Here is a 14,748-nt window from a genome sequence, read left to right as displayed (position 1 = left end):
CTTGGTGAAGATGAGGTCCTTGCGGGAGGAGTCCGCGAGCTCGTACTCGTTGGTCATGGTGAGCGCCCGGGTCGGGCAGGCCTCGATGCACAGGCGGAGAGCCGGGCGGCCGCCACCTGCGGTCAAACAATCAGCTCAGCCGATCAGGCCTCGACGGCCTTCTTCAGCTGCTCCACGCGGTCGGTCCGCTCCCAGGTGAAGTCCGGCAGCTCACGGCCGAAGTGGCCGTACGCGGCGGTCTGCGAGTAGATCGGGCGCAGCAGGTCCAGGTCGCGGATGATCGCGGCCGGACGCAGGTCGAAGACGTCGCTGACGGCCTTCTGGATGGTGAGGACCGGCACGGTCTCGGTGCCGAAGGTCTCCACGAACAGGCCGACCGGCTCCGCCTTGCCGATCGCGTACGCGACCTGCACCTCGGCGCGGCGGGCGAGGCCGGCGGCGACGATGTTCTTCGCCACCCAGCGCATCGCGTACGCGGCCGAGCGGTCCACCTTGGACGGGTCCTTGCCGGAGAAGGCGCCGCCGCCGTGGCGGGCCATGCCGCCGTAGGTGTCGATGATGATCTTGCGGCCGGTGAGGCCGGCGTCGCCCATCGGGCCGCCGATCTCGAAGCGGCCGGTCGGGTTGACCAGCAGGCGGTAGCCCTCGGTGACGAGCTTGATGCCCTGGTCGGCCAGCGCCTTCAGCTCCGGCTCCACGACGAACTCGCGGATGTCCGGGGTGAGCAGCGACTCCAGGTCGATGTCACTGGCGTGCTGGGTGGAGACGACCACGGTGTCCAGGCGCAGGGCCTTGTCGCCGTCGTACTCGATGGTGACCTGGGTCTTGCCGTCGGGGCGCAGGTACGGGATGGTCCCGTTCTTGCGGACCTCGGTCAGGCGGCGCGAGAGGCGGTGGGCCAGGGTGATCGGCAGCGGCATCAGCTCGGGCGTCTCGTCGGACGCGTAGCCGAACATCAGGCCCTGGTCGCCGGCACCCTGCTTGTCCAGGTCGTCAGCGTCGTCCCCCTGGGCGGACCCCTCGACCCGGGCCTCGTACGCGGTGTCGACACCCTGGGCGATGTCGGGCGACTGGGCACCGATCGAGACCGAGACGCCGCAGGACGCGCCGTCGAAGCCCTTCTTGGAGCTGTCGTAGCCGATCTCCAGGATCTTGTCCCGGACGAGCTGGGCGATCGGGGCGTACGCCTTGGTGGTCACCTCGCCGGCCACGTGCACCTGGCCGGTGGTGATGAGCGTCTCCACCGCGACCCGGGAAGTCGGGTCCTCGCGGAGGAGAGCGTCAAGGATGGTGTCGCTGATCTGGTCAGCGATCTTGTCGGGGTGTCCCTCGGTCACGGACTCCGAGGTGAACAGGCGGCGAGACACAGCGCTCCCTGGGGTTGCAGCGGCTGCTGACTGAAAGACCCCGGACGGATCCGGGGGCTTCCGGAAAGACTTGATTCCTGGAGTGTAACGGTCAGCTATCGAGGAACGTCACGTGATTCCGCAATTGAAGACCGTCCGCCCACTCTGCGAGATCAGCCGACGGAAGGATCAAGCCGTTCCACGACCAGGTCCCAGACGACGTCCGCGAGCACCTCCTTCGGCCCCACCGGGACGGGCGTCTCACTGCCGTCCGCGCCCAGCACCACGGCCTCGTTGACGTCCTGGCCGAAGGCCTTGCCGTCGCCGACCTCATTGACGACCAGCAGGTCGCAGCCCTTGCGGGCGAGCTTGGCCCGGCCGTGGGCGAGCACGTCGTCGGTCTCGGCCGCGAAACCCACGACCAGTTGGCCCGAACGGGTGCGGTGGGCCGAGAGCTCCGCCAGGACGTCGGGATTGCGGACCAGCGCGACCGGCGCGGGCTCGACGCCCTCGACCTTCTTGATCTTGCCCTCGGCGTAGACCGCGGGCCGGAAGTCGGCCACCGCCGCGGCCATGACCACGGCATCCGCGTCCTGGGCCGCCTTCAGCGCGGCGTCCCGCAGCTCCAGCGCGGTCGCCACCCGGACCACGTCCACTCCGGCCGGATCGGGCAGCGCGGCATTGGCCGAGATCAACGTCACACGGGCGCCGCGCGCGGCGGCGGTCGCGGCCAGCGCGTACCCCTGCTTCCCCGACGAGCGGTTGCCGAGGTAGCGGACCGGGTCCAGCGGCTCGCGGGTCCCGCCCGCCGAGACCACCACGTGCCGGCCGGCCAGGTCGGCCCGCGCGCCGCCGTGGCGCAGCACCGCGCGGCAGGCGTCGAAGATCGCGGACGGCTCGGGCAGCCGGCCCTTGCCGGTGTCCTTGCCGGTCAGCCGCCCGCTGGCGGGCTCCAGCACGATCACGCCCCGGCGGCGCAGCGTGGCGACGTTCTCCCTGGTCGCCGGGTGCTCCCACATCTCGGTGTGCATCGCGGGTGCCAGGACGACCGGGCAGCGCGCGGTGAGCAGGGTGTTGGTCAGCAGGTCGTCGGCGAGCCCGTGGGCGGCCTTGGCCATCAGGTCGGCGGTGGCCGGGGCGACCACCACCAGGTCGGCCTGCTGCCCGATCCGCACGTGCGGCACCTCGTGCACGCTGTCCCAGGTCTCGGTGGCGGCCGGGCGGCCGGAGAGCGCGGCCCAGGTCGCCTCGCCGACGAAGTGCAGCGCCGCCGCGGTGGGCACCACGGTCACCTGGTGGCCGGACTCGGTGAACCGCCGCAGCAGCTCGCACGCCTTGTACGCGGCGATGCCGCCGCTGACGCCGAGGACGACGCGCGGCGCGTCCGTCCGCTCCGTGCTGCCGCTCATGTCTTCCCCAGCTCTCCTCGTGACGGTCCTCAGGTGCCTGCCAACCCTACGGCGCGCCGACGATCACCCGCACTGTGGCACCCCACACACCCCCGGGAACGCCGAAGGGCCCGTCGGAGCGGAACTCCGACGGGCCCTTCACACGCAGGTGGGACCGCCTCAGGCGGCCTCGACCGCCTCGGCGGTCAGCATGCCGGCGTTGATCTCGCGCAGCGCGATCGACAGCGGCTTCTCGTGCACGTGGGTGTCGACCAGCGGGCCGACGTACTCCAGCAGGCCCTCGCCCAGCTGGGAGTAGTACGCGTTGATCTGGCGCGCACGCTTGGCCGCGTAGATGACCAGGCTGTACTTGGAGTCGGTGGCCTCAAGCAGCTCGTCGATCGGCGGGTTGATGATGCCCTCGGGCGCGGTCATGGAAGAGGACACGCGAAAACCTTCCGAAAGGGTGGAAAAGACAACAGGTCAGCCTACACCGAGCAAGGCTAGCAGTTCGCTCGCCACCTGCTCGACGGAGGTGTTGACCAGGGTCGTGTCGAACTCCGTCTCGGCGGCCAGTTCGACCTTCGCGGCCTCCAGCCGCTTCTCGATCACGTCCTGCGGCTCGGTGCCCCGGCCGGTCAGCCGGCGCACCAGCTCGTCCCAGCTCGGCGGGGCCAGGAAGACCAGCTGCGCCTCGGGCATGGACTCGCGCACCTGGCGGGCGCCCTGCAGGTCGATCTCCAGCAGCACGGGTTCGCCGCGCTCCAGCTTCTCCTGGACCGCCGCCCGGGGGGTGCCGTAGCGGTTGCCCGCGAACACCGCCCACTCCAGCAACTCACCGTTGGCGATCAGCTTGTCGAACTCGTCGTTGTCGACGAAGTGGTACTGGACCCCGTTCTGCTCGCCCGGCCTCGGGTGGCGGGTCGTCGCCGACACCGAGAGCCAGACCTCGGGGTACTGCTTCCTCATATGAGCGACGACCGTGCTCTTGCCGACCCCCGAGGGGCCGGAGAGCACGGTCAGCCGCGGACGCTCACTCATGCACCGATTATCCCGGATCGCGGACGATCCCGGGACCGCGGGGCACGGTCAGGCGGCACCGCCGCCGAACTCCCGCTCCAGGGAGGCGATCTGGTTCGTGCCGAGACCACGGACGCGGCGGCTCTCGGAGATGCCGAGCCGCTCCATGATCTGCTTGGCCCGGACCTTGCCGACACCCGGGAGGGACTCCAGCAGGGCGGAGACCTTCATCTTGCCGATCACGTCGTTGTCGGCCTTGCCGGCCTTGATCACCTCGTGCAGGGAGGCGCCGGAGTGCTTGAGCCGGTTCTTGACCTCGGCGCGCTCCCGGCGAGCCTCGGCGGCCTTGGCGAGCGCGGCGGTGCGCTGTTCAGGGGTAAGGGGCGGAAGAGCCACGCCGTTCACCTCAGGGTGGATGGAAGGGATTGAACTATGACTGTTGTGCTTCCCAGGACACCGGTCGGAGAGCGAACTCGCCGCCCCTGACCTGCGGGAGCAGCAGGTTTCGCGGCTCCTCGGTGACCTATCGCCGGACACTACCCGGATTGCGGCGCCACGTCAGGAAAAGAACACGAAAAGTCCTGGTCAGCCAAGGCCGACCAGGACTTTCCCGGGCAAAATGACCGTGATTGCGAACCTTTGGCGGCACCGATGTGACGGCGCTCACGTCAGGCCCTCACCCCGGCGGACCGTCGCAGCCCGTCATGACGGCGCTGCGAAGCGTTCGCCAGGAGCGAACCCCACCGCCCCGTCCGCTACTTGACCGCGTCGGCGTACTCCTGGACAAAACGGTCGGCGGCCGCCCGCAGCGCCTCCACCGAGGGGCCGTGCTTCAGCACGTCCCGGCTGACGCTCGGCACCACGTTGCGCACCGAGGCGCCGAACACCCGCGGCAGGTCCGCCATGGTCGCGCCCTGGGCGCCGATCCCCGGGGCGAGCAGCGGGCCGTTGATCGCCAGGTCCACGCCCGCGTCGGCCAGGGTCGCCCCGACCACCGCGCCGAACGAGCCCAGCGGCTCGGCGCCGGCGTTCTCGGCGGCCAGCTGCCGCAGCACCGAGGCCGCCACCGGCTCGCCGTCCGCGCCGACCGCGCGCTGCACCTCGGCGCCCTCCGGGTTGGAGGTGAGCGCCAGCGCGAAGACGCCCGCGCCGTTGGCCGTGGCGAGGTCCAGCGCCGGGCGCAGCGAGCCGAAGCCCAGGTAGGGGCTGACGGTGACGGCGTCCGAGAACAGCGGGCTGCCGGGCGACAGGAAGGCCTCGGCGTAGGCGGCCATGGTGGAGCCGATGTCGCCGCGCTTGGCGTCCATCAGGACGAGCGCGCCGGCCGCCCGGGCCTCCTCGACCGACTTCTCCAGGACGGCGACGCCCCGGGAGCCGAAGCGTTCGAAGAAGGCGGCCTGCGGCTTGAGCACGGCCACCCGGCCGGCCAGTGCCTCGACGACGGTGCGGCTGAAGGTCTCCAGGCCCGCGACGCTGTCCTCCAGGCCCCAGGCGGCGAGCAGGGAGGCGTGCGGGTCGATGCCGACGCAGAGCTGGCCGCGGGTGTCCATGGCGTGGCGCAGGCGGGTGCCGAAGGGGGCGAGGGTCATGACGTCCTTCCGGAAAGCTCTTGGCAGGGGGTTCAGGCGGTCTTGCGGTCGTCCACGGCGCTGCCGACGGCCGCGGCCAGGCTGCGGAAGCCGCCGGCCCGGACGCGGGCGGAGAGGCCCTTGTGGATGCGCCGGCACCAGAACGGGCCCTCGTAGATGAAGGCGCTGTAGCCCTGGACCAGGTCCGCGCCGTGCACGATCCGCTGCCAGGCGTCCTCGGCGGTCTCGATGCCGCCGACCGACACCAGCGTCAGCCGGCCCCCGGTGCGGGCGCGCAGCCGCTGCAGGACCTCCAGCGCGCGCTCCTTGAGCGGGGCGCCGGACAGGCCGCCCATGCCGATCTCCTCCACCCGGGCCGCGTCGCTGCGCAGGCCCTCGCGGCCGATCGTGGTGTTGGTGGCGATGATGCCGTCCAGGCCCAGCTCCAGGGCCAGGTCGGCGACCCCGTCGATGTCCTCGTCGGCCAGGTCGGGGGCGATCTTGACCAGCAGCGGCACATGGTGCGGGGTGGTCCGGTCGGCGGCCTCGCGCACCGCGCTCAGCAGCGGGCGCAGGTGCTCGACGGCCTGCAGGTTGCGCAGCCCGGGGGTGTTCGGCGAGCTGACGTTGACCACCAGGTAGTCGGCGTAACGGGCCAGCCGCTCGGTGGACTTCACGTAGTCGGCGACCGCGTCGGCCTCCTCGACCACCTTGGTCTTGCCGATGTTGACGCCCACCACCGGGGTGGAGCTGGTGTGCGGACGGGCGGCGAGCCGGGCCGCGACCCGGGCCGAGCCCTGGTTGTTGAAGCCCATCCGGTTGATCAGGGCGCGGTCCTCGACCAGCCGGAACAGCCGGGGCTGCGGGTTGCCGGGCTGTGCCTCGCCGGTGACGGTGCCGATCTCGACGTAGTCGAAGCCGAGCATCGACAGGCCGTCGATGCCGACGCCGTTCTTGTCGAACCCGGCCGCCAGGCCGAACGGGCCGGGCAGCGCGAGGCCGAGGGCGTCGGTGCGCAGCGCCCGGTCGCGCGGGGCGAGCACCAGCCGCACCAGGCCGCGCAGGCCGGGCACCGAGGAGGCCAGCCGGATCCAGAAGAAGGCCAGGTGGTGGGCCTTCTCGGGGTCCATCTTCTTGAAGACGAGGTCGAACAGCAGCTTGTACACAAAGTCCTCCCAGGGCATGGAAGTGGGGGGCACCCGGCGGTACTGGTGCCCCCCACTGGAGTGGTGCTACTTGGCGCGGCCGGCGTTGATCAGCTCGGCGTGCTCCTGGAGCGACATGACACCGACCTCGTCGCGCAGCAGCCGGTCGATGCCCTGGACGGCGGCGCCCATCGCCTGGACGGTGGTCAGGCAGGGCACGGCGCGGGCGACGGCGGCGGTGCGGATCTCGTAGCCGTCGAGACGGCCGCCGGTGCCGTACGGCGTGTTGATGATGAGGTCGACCTCGCCGTCGTGGATCAGCTGGACGATGGTCTTCTCGCCGTTCGGGCCCTCGCCCTCGCTGTGCTTGCGCACCACGGTGGCGGGGATGCCGCCGCGCTGCAGCACCTCGGCGGTGCCGGCGGTGGCCAGCAGCTCGAAGCCGAGGCCGACCAGCGCCCGGGCCGGGAAGACCAGGTTGCGCTTGTCGCGGTTGGCGACCGAGACGAAGACCTTGCCCTTGGTCGGCAGCGCGCCGTACGCGCCGGTCTGCGACTTGGCGTAGGCGGTGCCGAAGACCCGGTCCAGGCCCATGACCTCGCCGGTGGAGCGCATCTCCGGGCCGAGGACGGTGTCCACCCCGCGGCCGTGGACGTCGCGGAAGCGGCTCCACGGCATCACGGCCTCCTTGACCGCGATCGGCGCGTCGGCGGGCAGCGTGCCGCCGTCGCCCTCGGCCGGCAGCAGGCCCTCGGCGCGCAGTTCGGCGATGGTGGCGCCGAGCGAGATCCGGGCGGCGGCCTTGGCCAGCGGCACCGCGGTCGCCTTGGAGGTGAACGGCACGGTGCGCGAGGCCCGGGGGTTGGCCTCCAGCACGTACAGGATGTCCCCGGAGAGGGCGAACTGGATGTTGATCAGACCGCGCACGCCGACGCCGCGGGCGATCGCCTCGGTGGAGGCGCGCAGCCGCTTGATGTCGAAGCCGCCGAGGGTGATCGGGGGCAGGGCGCAGGCGGAGTCGCCGGAGTGGATACCGGCTTCCTCGATGTGCTCCATGACGCCGCCGAGGTAGAGCTCGGTGCCGTCGAACAGGGCGTCGACGTCGATCTCCACCGCGTCGTCGAGGAACCGGTCGATCAGGACCGGGTGCTCGGAGATCAGGCCGGCGTGGCGCTCCAGGTAGGAGGCCAGCGACGCCTCGTCGTAGACGATCTCCATGCCCCGGCCGCCCAGCACGTAGGACGGGCGGGCCAGCACGGGGTAGCCGATCTCGTCGGCGATGGCCTTGGCCTCGGCGAAGGAGAACGCGGTGCCGTGCTTGGGGGCCGGCAGGCCCGCGTCGCGCAGCACGCGGCCGAAGGCGCCGCGCTCCTCGGCCAGGTCGATGGCCTCGGGCTGGGTGCCGACGATCGGCACCCCGTTGTCCTTGAGCGCCTGGGCCAGGCCGAGCGGGGTCTGGCCGCCGAGCTGGACGATCACACCGGCCAGCGGGCCGGCCTGCTGCTCGGCGTGGACGATCTCCAGCACGTCCTCCAGCGTGAGCGGCTCGAAGTAGAGCCGGTCGGAGGTGTCGTAGTCGGTGGAGACGGTCTCCGGGTTGCAGTTGACCATGACGGTCTCGTACCCGGCGTCGGCGAGCGCGAAGGAGGCGTGCACGCAGGAGTAGTCGAACTCGATGCCCTGGCCGATGCGGTTCGGGCCGGAGCCGAGGATGATCACCGCGGGCTTGGTGCGGGTGGCGACCTCGTTCTCCTCGTCGTAGGACGAGTAGAAGTACGGGGTCTTCGCCGCGAACTCGGCCGCGCAGGTGTCGACGGTCTTGAACACCGGGCGGATGCCCAGCGCGTGCCGGACCTCGCGGACCACGTCCGGCTTCAGGCCGCGGATCTCGCCGACCTGCTGGTCGGAGAAGCCGTGCCGCTTGGCGTGGCGCAGCAGCTCGGGGGTGAGCTCGGCGGCCTCGGCGAGCTCGCCGGCGATCTCGTCGAGCAGGAAGAGCTGGTCGACGAACCACGGGTCGATCCTGGTGGCCTCGAACACCTCCTCCGGGGTGGCGCCGGCGCGGATGGCCTGCATGACGGTGTTGATCCGGCCGTCGGTCGGCACGACCGCCTTGGCCAGCAGCTCCGCCTTGTCGCCGACCGGGCCGACCCAGGTGAACTGGGAACCCTTCTTCTCCAGCGAGCGCAGCGCCTTCTGCAGTGCCTCGGGGAAGTTGCGGCCCAGCGCCATCGCCTCGCCGACCGACTTCATGGTGGTGGTCAGCGTGGCGTCGGCGCTCGGGAACTTCTCGAACGCGAACCGCGGGACCTTCACCACGACGTAGTCGAGGGTCGGCTCGAAGGAGGCCGGGGTCTCCTCGGTGATGTCGTTGGGGATCTCGTCCAGGGTGTAGCCGACGGCCAGCTTCGCCGCGATCTTGGCGATCGGGAAGCCGGTGGCCTTGGAGGCCAGCGCCGAGGAGCGCGAGACGCGCGGGTTCATCTCGATGACGATGACCCGGCCGTCCTCGGGGTTCACCGCGAACTGGATGTTGCAGCCGCCGGTGTCGACGCCGACCTCGCGGATCACGGCGATGCCGATGTCGCGCAGGATCTGGTACTCGCGGTCGGTGAGCGTCATCGCCGGGGCGACGGTGATCGAGTCACCGGTGTGCACGCCCATCGGGTCGAAGTTCTCGATGGAGCAGACGACCACGACGTTGTCGCTCTTGTCGCGCATCAGCTCCAGCTCGTACTCCTTCCAGCCGAGGATGGACTCCTCCAGGAGCACCTCGGTGGTCGGGGAGAGCGTCAGGCCCTGGCCGGCGATGCGGCGCAGGTCCTCCTCGTTGTGCGCGAAGCCGGAGCCCGCGCCGCCCATCGTGAACGACGGGCGCACGACGACCGGGTAGCCGCCCAGGGTGTCGACCCCGGCCAGCACCTCGTCCATGGTGTGGCAGATCACCGAGCGGGCGGACTCGCCGTACCCGATCTTGGCGTTGACGGCCTCGACGACGCCCTTGAACAGGTCGCGGTCCTCGCCCTTGTTGATCGCCTCGACGTCGGCGCCGATCAGCTCGACGCCGTACTTCTCCAGCGTCCCGGCCGCGTGCAGCGAGATCGCGGTGTTCAGCGCGGTCTGGCCGCCCAGGGTCGGCAGCAGAGCGTCGGGGCGCTCCTTGGCGATGATCTTCTCGACAAACTCCGGGGTGATCGGCTCGACGTAGGTGGCGTCGGCGATCTCCGGGTCGGTCATGATCGTCGCCGGGTTCGAGTTGACCAGCACGACCCGCAGGCCCTCGGCCTTCAGGACCCGACACGCCTGCGTGCCCGAGTAGTCGAACTCGGCGGCCTGGCCGATCACGATCGGGCCGGACCCGATCACCAGGACGGACTTGATGTCAGTGCGCTTAGGCACGCTGGCCCTCCATGAGCTTCACGAAACGATCGAAGAGGTACGCCGCGTCGTGCGGGCCGGCGGCGGCCTCCGGGTGGTACTGCACCGAGAAGGCGGGCACGTCCAGCGCCTGGAGGCCCTCGACCACATCGTCGTTCAGGCAGACGTGGGAGACCTCGACCCGGCCGTAGGGCGTGTCGCTGACCTTGTCGAGCGGTGCGTTGACGGCGAAGCCGTGGTTGTGCGCGGTGACCTCGACCTTGCCGGTGGTGCGGTCCTGGACCGGCTGGTTGATGCCGCGGTGGCCGTACTTGAGCTTGTAGGTGCCGAAGCCCAGCGCCCGGCCGAGGATCTGGTTGCCGAAGCAGATCCCGAAGAACGGGGTGCCGCGCTCCAGCACGCCCTGCGCCACGGCGACCTGGTGGTCGGCGGTGGCCGGGTCGCCCGGGCCGTTGGAGAAGAACACGCCGTCGGGCTCGACCGCGTAGACGTCCTCCACGGTCGCGTCGGCCGGCAGCACGTGCACCTCGATGCCGCGCTCGGCCATCCGCTGCGGGGTCATCGCCTTGATGCCGAGGTCCAGGGCGGCGACGGTGAAGCGCTTCTCACCGATCGCGGGCACCACGTACGGCTCGGTGGTGGCGACCTCCGCGCACAGGTCGGCGCCCTTCATCTCGGGCGAGGTCTGCACCTTGGCGAGCAGCGCGGCCGGGTCGGCCAGCGCCTCGCCGGAGAAGATGCCGCAGCGCATCGCGCCGCGCTCGCGCAGGTGGCGGGTGAGCGCCCGGGTGTCGATGCCGCTGATGCCGACGATGCCCTGGTTCACCAGCTCCTCGTCCAGCGAGCGGCGGGAACGCCAGTTGGAGGCGACCCGGGCGGGGTCGCGGACGACGTACCCGGCGACCCAGATCCGCTTGGACTCGTCGTCCTCGTCGTTCCAGCCGGTGTTGCCGATCTGCGGGGCGGTCATCACGACCACCTGGCGGTGGTACGACGGGTCGGTCAGGGTCTCCTGGTAGCCGGACATGCCGGTGTTGAAGACCGCCTCGCCGTAGGTCTCGCCGGTCGCGCCGTAGGCCTGGCCGCGGAAGGTCCGGCCGTCCTCCAGGACGAGCACGGCGGGCACGCGCTCCCGCCGTTGGCGCTGCGTGGTGGGGGCAGGTGCGGTCATGACGCGGCCTCTTCCGTCTTCTTCGTCGTCGTACGTGTTGCGGTGAGATGGGCGATCGCCTCGACCCAGGCGGTGTGCTCATCGGGGTGGTCGGCCCGGAAGCCGGAGTCCAGCTCGGTGCCCTCGTGCGTCCAGCTGACGACGAGGATCCCGGAGGGGACGACCTTGCCGGCGATCCCGGAGTCCGTCCGGGCACCGGTCAGGTGCTCGGCGGGGATCCAGAAGTCGACGTCGCCGGGGCGCTGCACCAGCAGGCCGTGCTCGCCGAGGGTGAGATCGGCGCGGCTGCGGGTGCCCAGGCCGTGCGCGACGACCCGGTCGAGCCAGTTCCCGGCGGTGGTCGTGCCGTGGTACCGGCCGCTGGTCTCCAGGATGGTCCGGCCGGCGCGTTCCGGCACGGCCGGCAGCGGGGGGATGCCGGACTGCAGGGTGCGGCGCCAGTTCCAGCCCTGGCGCATCAGCCAGTAGACCAGGCCGATGACCAGCAGCAGGCCGACCGTCCAGCCGAGGTAGCCGGGCCAGTTGGTGACCCTGGCCTGCTCCTGGGCCAGCAGGAGGGCGGAGCTCACGCGAGCCCGCCCTGCTCGACCAGCTCGCCGGCCAGCACGGTCGCGGTGCCGCGCAGGAAGGTGGCGTGCACCCGGCCGGGCAGGTCGAGCCCCCGGTAGGGGGTGTTGCGGGAACGGGTGGCGAAGCTGTCGGGGTTCACGGCACCACGGTACGCGGGGTCGAAGAGCACCAGGTTGGCGGGCTCACCCACCGAGACCGGGCGGCCGTGACCGGCGAGCCGGCCGATCCGGGCCGGGCGGTGCGACATCCGGTCGGCGACGCCCTCCCAGTTCAGCAGGCCGGTGTCGACCATGGTCTGCTGCACCACGGACAGCGCGGTCTCCAGGCCGACCATGCCCATCGCAGCCACGGCCCACTCGCAGTCCTTGTCCTCGGCCGGGTGCGGCGCGTGGTCGGTGGCGACGGCGTCGATGGTGCCGTCGGCCAGCGCCTTGCGCAGCGCCTGGACGTCCTCGGCGGTGCGCAGCGGCGGGTTGACCTTGTAGACCGGGTCGTAGGAGCGGACCAGCTCGTCGGTCAGCAGCAGGTGGTGCGGGGTGACCTCGGCGGTGACGTTCCAGCCCTTGGCCTTGGCCCAGCGGATGATCTCCACCGAGCCGGCGGTGGAGACGTGGCAGACGTGCAGCCGGGAGCCGACGTGCGCGGCGAGCAGCACGTCGCGGGCGATGATCGCCTCCTCGGCGACGGCCGGCCAGCCGCCCAGGCCCAGCTCGCCGGAGACCTGGCCCTCGTTCATCTGGGCGCCCTCGGTCAGCCGGGGCTCCTGCGCGTGCTGGGCGACGACACCGTCGAAGGCCTTCACGTACTCCAGGGCGCGGCGCATGATCACCGCGTCGTCGACGCACTTGCCGTCGTCGGAGAAGACCCGGACGCCGGCGGCGGAGTCGTGCATGGCGCCGAGCTCGGCGAGCTTCTTGCCCTCCAGGCCGACGGTGACGGCGCCGACCGGCTGCACGTCGCAGTAGCCGGACTCCTGGCCGAGCCGCCAGACCTGCTCGACCACGCCGGCGGTGTCGGCCACCGGGAAGGTGTTGGCCATGGCGTGGACGGCGGTGAAGCCGCCCTTCGCCGCGGCCCGGGTGCCGGTGAGGACGGTCTCGGCGTCCTCCCGGCCGGGCTCGCGCAGGTGGGTGTGCAGGTCGACCAGGCCGGGCAGGGCGATCAGGCCGGTGGCGTCGATCTCGATGTCGGCCTCGGCGTCCAGGGCGGTGCCGATCGCCCGGATCACGCCGTCGACGAGGTGGAGGTCCTGCGGGGCACCGCCGAGGACCTGGGCGTTGCGGATCAGGTAGGTGGTCACTGAGCGGTCTCCACGGAGTCGGTGCGGGGGGTGTCGGTGAGGGTGGCTCCGCCGAGCAGCAGGTAGAGCACGGCCATCCGGACGGAGACGCCGTTGGCGACCTGCTCGACCACGGTGCAGCGCGGGGAGTCGGCGACCTCGGCGGTGATCTCCATGCCGCGGACCATCGGGCCGGGGTGCAGGACGACCGCGTGCTCGGGCAGCTGGGCCATCCGGACGGCGTCCAGGCCGTAGCGGCGGGTGTACTCGCGCTCGGTGGGGAAGAACGCGGCGTTCATCCGCTCGCGCTGGACCCGGAGCATCATCAGCGCGTCGGTCTTGGGGAGCACGCTCTCCAGGTCGTAGCTGACCTCGCAGGGCCAGTTCTCGATGCCGATCGGCAGCAGGGTCGGCGGGGCGACGAAGGTGACCTGGGCGCCGAGCGTGGTGAGCAGGTGCACGTTGGAGCGGGCGACCCGGCTGTGCAGGATGTCGCCGACGATGGTCACCCGGCGCCCGTCCAGCCCTCGCCGAAGGGCATCGGCCCGCGATCCCGGGTTGAGGTGGCGGCGCATGGTGAAGGCGTCGAGCAGCGCCTGGGTGGGGTGCTCGTGGGTGCCGTCACCGGCGTTGATGACGCTGCCGTGCAGCCAGTCGGACTGCGCGAGGCGGGCCGGCGCGCCGGAGGCGTGGTGCCGGATGACGACGGCGTCGGCGCCCATCGCCTGCAGGGTGAGGGCGGTGTCCTTGAGGCTCTCGCCCTTGGAGACCGAGGAGCCCTTGGCGGAGAAGTTGATGACGTCGGCGGAGAGCCGCTTCTCGGCGACCTCGAAGGAGGTCTTGGTGCGGGTCGAGTCCTCGAAGAAGAGGTTGACGACGGTCCGGCCGCGCAGGGTGGGGAGCTTCTTGACGGCCCGGCCGGAGAGCTGGGCGAGCTCCTCGGCGGTGTCCAGGATGAGCAGCGCGTCGTCGCGGCTGAGATCGGCTGCGGACACGAGGTGGCGCTTCACGCGGGTTACTCCGGGAGGTGCGGTTCGGTGGGCTGGGCGGCCAGGGCCTGGGAGGAGCGCGCCGCGTAGTCGCGGTCGCCGACGAGGACGGCGTCGACGCCGTCGCGGTCGGCCAGGCGCACCTGGACGGCCTCGCGCAGCGAGGTGGGGAGGTTCTTGCCCACGTAGTCGGCGCGGATGGGCAGCTCGCGGTGGCCGCGGTCGACGAGGACGGCGAGCTGGACGGCGCGCGGGCGGCCGATGTCGTTGAGGGCGTCGAGCGCGGCGCGGATGGTGCGGCCGGAGAAGAGCACGTCGTCGACGAGGACGACGAGCCTGCCGTCGATGCCGCCGGGCGGGATCTCGGTGTGCTCCAGCGCGCGGGCGGGCTTCAGCCGCAGATCGTCCCGGTACATGGTGATGTCCAGGGTGCCGAGCGGGATGTCGCGGCCGGTGATCTGGGCGAGCCGGGCGTGCAGCCGGTGGGCGAGGTGGACGCCCCTGGTGTGGATGCCGAGCAGCACGACGTCCTCGGCGCCCTTGGCGCGCTCGACGATCTCGTGCGCTATCCGGGTGATGACCCGGGCGATGTCCGTGCCGTCCAGCACCTGGTGCGGCGGCCTCGGAGCGGATTCCTGGTGTGCGGTCATGCCGAAGCGGACCTCCTTCCCCGCCTCACGGGACGGGCCTTAAAGGATGTCTGGGACGCCCCGCCGGTACTCCGGCGCGGGCTCCGGTCATCCTACCAGCGCCGTTTCGGCCAACCGACGGCCATCGTTCCGCTCCCCTCGGTTCACGCACCGGATGCACCGGTGATGCGGGCCATTCGCACGACTGCCCCATTCGGCTTGACGCAACTACCTCACTCTACGTAACCTCACAGTGAGTTACGAG

General features: G+C 71.3%; 13 protein-coding genes and 1 pseudogene. All 14 read right to left on the bottom strand.

Features of this window, described 5'->3' with window-relative positions; translation table 11 throughout:
- Window positions 1-93 (bottom strand): annotated as a pseudogene (locus ABTX81_RS38600) (NADH-quinone oxidoreductase subunit NuoI); the annotation flags it as partial.
- Window positions 94-143: 50 nt separating this feature from the next.
- A complete protein-coding gene (metK, locus tag ABTX81_RS38595; protein WP_350555449.1) occupies window positions 144-1,367 on the bottom strand; it encodes a methionine adenosyltransferase in 1,224 nt (407 codons plus the stop codon).
- A gap of 152 nt (window positions 1,368-1,519) precedes the next feature.
- Entirely contained in the window at window positions 1,520-2,755 is a 1,236-nt protein-coding gene (gene coaBC / locus ABTX81_RS38590; RefSeq protein WP_350555447.1) for a bifunctional phosphopantothenoylcysteine decarboxylase/phosphopantothenate--cysteine ligase CoaBC, read from the bottom strand.
- A gap of 159 nt (window positions 2,756-2,914) precedes the next feature.
- Window positions 2,915-3,181, bottom strand: a complete 267-nt coding sequence (rpoZ, locus tag ABTX81_RS38585; RefSeq protein ID WP_030056185.1) for a DNA-directed RNA polymerase subunit omega — start codon at window positions 3,179-3,181, stop codon at window positions 2,915-2,917.
- 36 nt (window positions 3,182-3,217) lie between these two features.
- Window positions 3,218-3,775, bottom strand: coding sequence for a guanylate kinase (gmk, locus tag ABTX81_RS38580; RefSeq protein ID WP_350555445.1), 558 nt, complete (start codon window positions 3,773-3,775; stop codon window positions 3,218-3,220).
- 48 nt (window positions 3,776-3,823) lie between these two features.
- Window positions 3,824-4,150, bottom strand: coding sequence for an integration host factor, actinobacterial type (gene mihF, locus ABTX81_RS38575; RefSeq protein ID WP_030056187.1), 327 nt, complete (start codon window positions 4,148-4,150; stop codon window positions 3,824-3,826).
- 359 nt (window positions 4,151-4,509) lie between these two features.
- Window positions 4,510-5,343 (bottom strand): orotidine-5'-phosphate decarboxylase, encoded by an 834-nt coding sequence (gene pyrF, locus ABTX81_RS38570; protein ID WP_350555443.1) that lies wholly within the window; start codon window positions 5,341-5,343, stop codon window positions 4,510-4,512.
- 32 nt (window positions 5,344-5,375) lie between these two features.
- Window positions 5,376-6,488, bottom strand: a complete 1,113-nt coding sequence (locus ABTX81_RS38565) for a quinone-dependent dihydroorotate dehydrogenase (protein ID WP_350555441.1) — start codon at window positions 6,486-6,488, stop codon at window positions 5,376-5,378.
- Window positions 6,489-6,554: 66 nt separating this feature from the next.
- The gene (gene carB / locus ABTX81_RS38560; RefSeq protein ID WP_350555439.1) at window positions 6,555-9,866 is read right to left on the bottom strand and encodes a carbamoyl-phosphate synthase large subunit; all 3,312 of its coding nucleotides are present in this window, start codon (window positions 9,864-9,866) and stop codon (window positions 6,555-6,557) included.
- A complete protein-coding gene (gene carA / locus ABTX81_RS38555) occupies window positions 9,859-11,016 on the bottom strand; it encodes a glutamine-hydrolyzing carbamoyl-phosphate synthase small subunit (RefSeq protein ID WP_350555437.1) in 1,158 nt (385 codons plus the stop codon). Before carA ends, carB begins: the two co-directional genes overlap by 8 nt.
- Window positions 11,013-11,585, bottom strand: coding sequence for a PH-like domain-containing protein (locus ABTX81_RS38550; RefSeq protein ID WP_350555435.1), 573 nt, complete (start codon window positions 11,583-11,585; stop codon window positions 11,013-11,015). The genes carA and ABTX81_RS38550 overlap by 4 nt, the downstream gene beginning before the upstream one ends.
- The gene (locus ABTX81_RS38545) at window positions 11,582-12,886 is read right to left on the bottom strand and encodes a dihydroorotase (protein ID WP_350555433.1); all 1,305 of its coding nucleotides are present in this window, start codon (window positions 12,884-12,886) and stop codon (window positions 11,582-11,584) included. Before ABTX81_RS38545 ends, ABTX81_RS38550 begins: the two co-directional genes overlap by 4 nt.
- On the bottom strand, window positions 12,883-13,875 hold the full coding sequence (locus ABTX81_RS38540) for an aspartate carbamoyltransferase catalytic subunit (protein ID WP_350555431.1): 993 nt from the start codon (window positions 13,873-13,875) through the stop codon (window positions 12,883-12,885). The genes ABTX81_RS38545 and ABTX81_RS38540 overlap by 4 nt, the downstream gene beginning before the upstream one ends.
- A 5-nt stretch (window positions 13,876-13,880) precedes the next feature.
- Window positions 13,881-14,504 carry a bifunctional pyr operon transcriptional regulator/uracil phosphoribosyltransferase PyrR gene (gene pyrR / locus ABTX81_RS38535; RefSeq protein ID WP_350555429.1) on the bottom strand — a complete coding sequence of 208 codons (624 nt, stop codon included), beginning with the start codon at window positions 14,502-14,504 and terminating at the stop codon, window positions 13,881-13,883.
- Window positions 14,505-14,748 lie beyond the last annotated feature (244 nt).

Origin of the sequence: Kitasatospora sp. NPDC097605 (genome assembly GCF_040302725.1) — a bacterium.
GTDB lineage: Bacteria > Actinomycetota > Actinomycetes > Streptomycetales > Streptomycetaceae > Kitasatospora.
Note: the sequence above shows the minus strand (reverse complement) of the source record. Positions and strands in the feature narration are given on the sequence as shown.

Bases quoted from the DNA above. Each gene is read 5' to 3' on its own strand.
- coaBC (WP_350555447.1), bottom strand. From the start codon at position 2,755: ATGAGCGGCAGCACGGAGCGGACGGACGCGCCGCGCGTCGTCCTCGGC.
- gmk (WP_350555445.1), bottom strand. From the start codon at position 3,775: ATGAGTGAGCGTCCGCGGCTGACCGTGCTCTCCGGCCCCTCGGGGGTC.
- pyrF (WP_350555443.1), bottom strand. From the start codon at position 5,343: ATGACCCTCGCCCCCTTCGGCACCCGCCTGCGCCACGCCATGGACACC.
- carA (WP_350555437.1), bottom strand. From the start codon at position 11,016: ATGACCGCACCTGCCCCCACCACGCAGCGCCAACGGCGGGAGCGCGTG.
- pyrR (WP_350555429.1), bottom strand. From the start codon at position 14,504: ATGACCGCACACCAGGAATCCGCTCCGAGGCCGCCGCACCAGGTGCTG.